This window comes from Andreprevotia lacus DSM 23236 (assembly GCF_900176275.1).
Classification (GTDB): domain Bacteria; phylum Pseudomonadota; class Gammaproteobacteria; order Burkholderiales; family Chitinibacteraceae; genus Andreprevotia; species Andreprevotia lacus.
This window is the reverse complement of the sequence record NZ_FWXD01000083.1, coordinates 1-5,711: the sequence shown is the minus strand read 5'-3', so window position 1 is coordinate 5,711 and position 5,711 is coordinate 1. Positions and strand designations below refer to the sequence as shown.

Below are 5,711 nucleotides of genomic sequence, written 5' to 3'. Positions count from 1 at the left end.
GTTACAGATCAATGACTTAGTGGTTTAGGTGAAGAATTTTGCGTTGAAGTGTTGACGACTTCAGAGGGGGTGCGTATATTTCGGTTTCTCCGCTGCAGACACAGCGAAAGACGAAGCGAAACGAAGAGTTTAGCAGAGTTTTCCGGTGGCGCAGCAAACGATCTTTAACAAATTACAGCCGATGAGTGTGAGTGCTTGAAGAAGACATCAAGTGCTCGCACTAAGACAGAAAGAAACAAAGTACAACTTTGTTGATTTCTTGAGTTTTGTGAGCGCGAAAAGTAGTAACAGAGATTGAACTAAAGAGTTTGATCCTGGCTCAGATTGAACGCTGGCGGAATGCTTTACACATGCAAGTCGAACGGACTTGTGGGGCTTGCTCCACAAGTTAGTGGCGAACGGGTGAGTAATACATCGGAACGTACCCAGTAATGGGGGATAACTCTCCGAAAGGAGTGCTAATACCGCATACGCCCTGAGGGGGAAAGTGGGGGATCGCAAGACCTCACGTTATTGGAGCGGCCGATGCCTGATTAGCTAGTTGGTAGGGTAAAAGCCTACCAAGGCGACGATCAGTAGCGGGTCTGAGAGGACGACCCGCCACACTGGGACTGAGACACGGCCCAGACTCCTACGGGAGGCAGCAGTGGGGAATCTTGGACAATGGACGAAAGTCTGATCCAGCAATTCCGCGTGGGTGAAGAAGGCCTTCGGGTTGTAAAGCCCTTTTGTCCGGGAGGAAATCCTAGTCTCTAATAAAGGCTGGGGATGACAGTACCGGAAGAATCAGCACCGGCTAACTACGTGCCAGCAGCCGCGGTAATACGTAGGGTGCAAGCGTTAATCGGAATTACTGGGCGTAAAGCGTGCGCAGGTGGCTTGTTAAGACAGTCGTGAAATCCCCGGGCTCAACCTGGGAACTGCGATTGTGACTGGCTCGCTAGAGTACGGCAGAGGGGGGTGGAATTCCACGTGTAGCAGTGAAATGCGTAGAGATGTGGAGGAACACCGATGGCGAAGGCAACCCCCTGGGCTGATACTGACACTCATGCACGAAAGCGTGGGGAGCAAACAGGATTAGATACCCTGGTAGTCCACGCCCTAAACGATGTCTACTAGTTGTTGGGGATTTCGGTCCTTAGTAACGCAGCTAACGCGAGAAGTAGACCGCCTGGGGAGTACGGTCGCAAGATTAAAACTCAAAGGAATTGACGGGGGCCCGCACAAGCGGTGGATGATGTGGATTAATTCGATGCAACGCGAAAAACCTTACCTGGTCTTGACATGTCGAGAATCCCGAAGAGACTCGGGAGTGCCGCAAGGAACTCGAACACAGGTGCTGCATGGCTGTCGTCAGCTCGTGTCGTGAGATGTTGGGTTAAGTCCCGCAACGAGCGCAACCCTTGCCATTAGTTGCTACCATTCAGTTGAGCACTTTAATGGGACTGCCGGTGACAAACCGGAGGAAGGTGGGGATGACGTCAAGTCCTCATGGCCCTTATGACCAGGGCTTCACACGTCATACAATGGTCGGTACAGAGGGTCGCCAACCCGCGAGGGGGAGCCAATCTCATAAAACCGATCGTAGTCCGGATTGCACTCTGCAACTCGAGTGCATGAAGTCGGAATCGCTAGTAATCGCGGATCAGCATGTCGCGGTGAATACGTTCCCGGGCCTTGTACACACCGCCCGTCACACCATGGGAGTGGGTTTTACCAGAAGTAGCTAGGGTAACCTTCGGGAGCCCGGTTACCACGGTAGGATTCATGACTGGGGTGAAGTCGTAACAAGGTAGCCGTAGGGGAACCTGCGGCTGGATCACCTCCTTTCAGAGAAAGTCTGATTCAAGTACTCACACTCATCGGCTGTAGATTTTAAAGATACGGAGACGCGGCTTGGCTGCGACTCGGTTGGAAGCTGGGTCAGTAGCTCAGTCGGTTAGAGCACCGTCTTGATAAGGCGGGGGTCATAGGTTCGATTCCTATCTGACCCACCAGGTTTCTACGATGGGGGTTTAGCTCAGTTGGGAGAGCACCTGCTTTGCAAGCAGGGGGTCGTCGGTTCGATCCCGTCAACCTCCACACCTTGCGGTGAGCCATCACTGCATGGTGAGAAACCAAACCAACCAGTAACTTGCAAGTATCCAGAAGTCAGTATTTTGCGATTGCAAAATATTGTGTTCTGACTGCTTCAGTTGGACGAGTGAAAACTCTGTATTTTGATCTTTAACAAGATAGAAGAAGCAAGACTCAAATTTAAGTTTTTTGGGTTTGATTGTATCGAATGCGGAAGAGCGTATAACGCCGTTCTGAAGCATGCAAACATGCTATGACCTTGACGTGTTTGAGGTTATAGGATCAAGCGAATAAGTGCATCTGGTGGATGCCTTGGCGATTACAGGCGATGAAGGACGCGCAAGCCTGCGAAAAGGTTCGGGGAGCTGGCAATGGAGCTTTGATCCGGACGTATCCGAATGGGGAAACCCACACCTTTTGGTGTATCCATGACTGAATACATAGGTCATGTGAAGCGAACTCGGCGAACTGAAACATCTAAGTAGCCGAAGGAAAAGAAATCAACCGAGATTCCCAAAGTAGTGGCGAGCGAAATGGGAAGAGCCTGTACGTGATAGTCGTTGTGTTAACCGAACAGTATGGAAAGGCTGGCCATAGCGGGTGATAGCCCCGTAGGTGAAAACACAATGGTGGTACTAAGCGTACGACAAGTAGGGCGGGACACGAGAAATCCTGTCTGAATATGGGGGGACCATCCTCCAAGGCTAAATACTCGTAATCGACCGATAGTGAACCAGTACCGTGAGGGAAAGGCGAAAAGAACCCCGGGAGGGGAGTGAAATAGAACCTGAAACCGGATGCATACAAACAGTGGGAGCGGACTTGTTCCGTGACTGCGTACCTTTTGTATAATGGGTCAGCGACTTACGTTCAGTAGCAAGCTTAACCGAATAGGGGAGGCGTAGGGAAACCGAGTCCGAATAGGGCGTTCAGTTGCTGGGCGTAGACCCGAAACCAAGTGATCTATCCATGGCCAGGATGAAGGTGCGGTAACACGCACTGGAGGTCCGAACCCACTAGTGTTGCAAAACTAGGGGATGAGCTGTGGATAGGGGTGAAAGGCTAAACAAACTTGGAAATAGCTGGTTCTCCCCGAAAACTATTTAGGTAGTGCCTCAAGTATCACTGACGGGGGTAAAGCACTGTTATGGCTAGGGGGTCATCGCGACTTACCAAACCATGGCAAACTCTGAATACCGTCAAGTGCGAGCTTGGGAGACAGACATCGGGTGCTAACGTCCGGTGTCAAGAGGGAAACAACCCAGACCGCCAGCTAAGGTCCCAAATGCATAGTTAAGTGGAAAACGAGGTGGGAAGGCATAGACAGCCAGGATGTTGGCTTAGAAGCAGCCATCATTTAAAGAAAGCGTAATAGCTCACTGGTCGAGTCGTCCTGCGCGGAAGATGTAACGGGGCTCAAACTATGAACCGAAGCTGCGGATATGTGTTTACACATATGGTAGGGGAGCGTTCCGTACGCCTGTGAAGGTGGCTTGTAAAGGCTGCTGGAGGTATCGGAAGTGCGAATGCTGACATGAGTAGCGTTAAAACGGGTGAAAAGCCCGTTCACCGAAAGCCCCAGGTTTCCTACGCAACGTTAATCGGCGTAGGGTGAGTCGGCCCCTAAGGCGAGGCTGAAAAGCGTAGTCGATGGAAAACAGGTTAATATTCCTGTACCGATTCTTGGTGCGATGTGGGGACGGAGAAAGGTAGGTCAGCCGGGTGTTGGAAGTCCCGGTTTAAGCGTGTAGGTGGGGGGTTTAGGCAAATCCGGATCCCTGTTAACACTGAGGCGTGACGACGAGGTCTCATTGAGACCGAAGTGATTGATCCTAAGCTTCCAGGAAAAGCCACTAAGCTTCAGCCAAGAATTGACCGTACCGCAAACCGACACTGGTGGGCAGGATGAGAATTCTAAGGTGCTTGAGAGAACTCAGGAGAAGGAACTCGGCAAATTGACACCGTAACTTCGGGAGAAGGTGTGCCACTGTAGGGTGAAGCGACTTGCTCGTGGAGCTCGAAGTGGTTGCAGTGAAAAGGTGGCTGCGACTGTTTATCAAAAACACAGCACTCTGCAAAGACGAAAGTCGACGTATAGGGTGTGACGCCTGCCCGGTGCTGGAAGGTTAAGTGATGGGGTGCAAGCTCTTGATCGAAGCCCCAGTAAACGGCGGCCGTAACTATAACGGTCCTAAGGTAGCGAAATTCCTTGTCGGGTAAGTTCCGACCCGCACGAATGGCGTAACGATGGCCACACTGTCTCCTCCTGAGACTCAGCGAAGTTGAAATGTTTGTGAAGATGCAATCTCCCCGCTGCTAGACGGAAAGACCCCGTGAACCTTTACTGTAGCTTTACATTGGACTTTGAAGTGGTTTGTGTAGGATAGGTGGGAGGCTTTGAAGTGAGGACGCTAGTTCTCATGGAGCCGTCCTTGAAATACCACCCTGACCCCTTTGAGGTTCTAACCTTGGTCCGTAATCCGGATCGGGGACCGTGTATGGTAGGCAGTTTGACTGGGGCGGTCTCCTCCCAAAGTGTAACGGAGGAGCTCGAAGGTCACCTAGGTACGGTCGGACATCGTACTGATAGTGTAATGGCACAAGGTGGCTTGACTGCGAGACCGACAAGTCGAGCAGGTGCGAAAGCAGGACATAGTGATCCGGTGGTTCTGAATGGAAGGGCCATCGCTCAACGGATAAAAGGTACTCCGGGGATAACAGGCTGATTCCGCCCAAGAGTTCACATCGACGGCGGAGTTTGGCACCTCGATGTCGGCTCATCACATCCTGGGGCTGTAGCCGGTCCCAAGGGTATGGCTGTTCGCCATTTAAAGTGGTACGTGAGCTGGGTTCAAAACGTCGTGAGACAGTTTGGTCCCTATCTGCAGTGGGCGTTGGAAATTTGAGGGGGGCTGCTCCTAGTACGAGAGGACCGGAGTGGACGCATCTCTGGTGTACCGGTTATCACGCCAGTGGTATCGCCGGGTAGCTAAATGCGGAATAGATAAGCGCTGAAAGCATCTAAGCGCGAAACTAGCCTCGAGATGAGATTTCCCTAAGGCCTTGAGCCTTCTAAAGGGTCGTGGAAGACCACCACGTTGATAGGTCGGGTGTGGAAGCGCAGTAATGCGTTAAGCTAACCGATACTAATTGCCCGTGCGGCTTGATCCTATAACCTGAGGCGCGTTGCGTCAGGTGTTGTTTGCAAGAACAATCGAACCGAAAAATGAATTTGAGGGTAGCGTGCGTAGCACGAGACCAAAGCAGTATGCTTCTTCTATCGAATCAGAGTCATGACTAACAGTCGTAACTCAACCAGTTACGTCTGGCGACCATAGCGAGTTGGCCCCACGCCTTCCCATCCCGAACAGGACCGTGAAACGACTTAGCGCCGATGATAGTGCGGATACCCGTGTGAAAGTAGGACATCGCCAGACTCCCCATGCAAACCCCCTGCCCAAGGCAGGGGGTTTTTGCTTTGTGGGTGAGAAACGTACACCTGCCGGGGTGGGGTGACGGCGTGGTAAAATGCGTGCATTCAAAGGGATACACCGGTGCCGTGCGCACCAGCAGGAGAGGGCATGTCCGGCAATACGATAGGTTTGTTGTTTACCGTTACTTCGTTTGGTGAATCA

2 tRNA genes and 3 rRNA genes are annotated in these 5,711 nt (G+C 51.8%); all 5 read left to right on the top strand.

Annotated elements, in window-relative coordinates:
* The first annotated feature begins 296 nt into the window (after nucleotides 1–296).
* The 5 genes from B9A19_RS21890 to rrf all read left to right on the top strand — a co-directional run bounded on the left by B9A19_RS21890 (nucleotide 297) and on the right by rrf (nucleotide 5,513).
* Nucleotides 297–1,830 (top strand): 16S ribosomal RNA (locus B9A19_RS21890).
* Between the two features lie 90 nt (nucleotides 1,831–1,920).
* Nucleotides 1,921–1,997, top strand: a tRNA-Ile gene (locus tag B9A19_RS21885).
* 12 nt (nucleotides 1,998–2,009) lie between these two features.
* A tRNA-Ala gene (locus B9A19_RS21880) sits at nucleotides 2,010–2,082 on the top strand.
* A gap of 274 nt (nucleotides 2,083–2,356) precedes the next feature.
* A 23S ribosomal RNA gene (locus tag B9A19_RS21870) occupies nucleotides 2,357–5,247 on the top strand.
* Between the two features lie 153 nt (nucleotides 5,248–5,400).
* Nucleotides 5,401–5,513 (top strand): 5S ribosomal RNA (gene rrf / locus B9A19_RS21865).
* The 16S, 23S and 5S rRNA genes sit together here with 2 tRNA genes alongside, the layout of an rRNA operon.
* Nucleotides 5,514–5,711 lie beyond the last annotated feature (198 nt).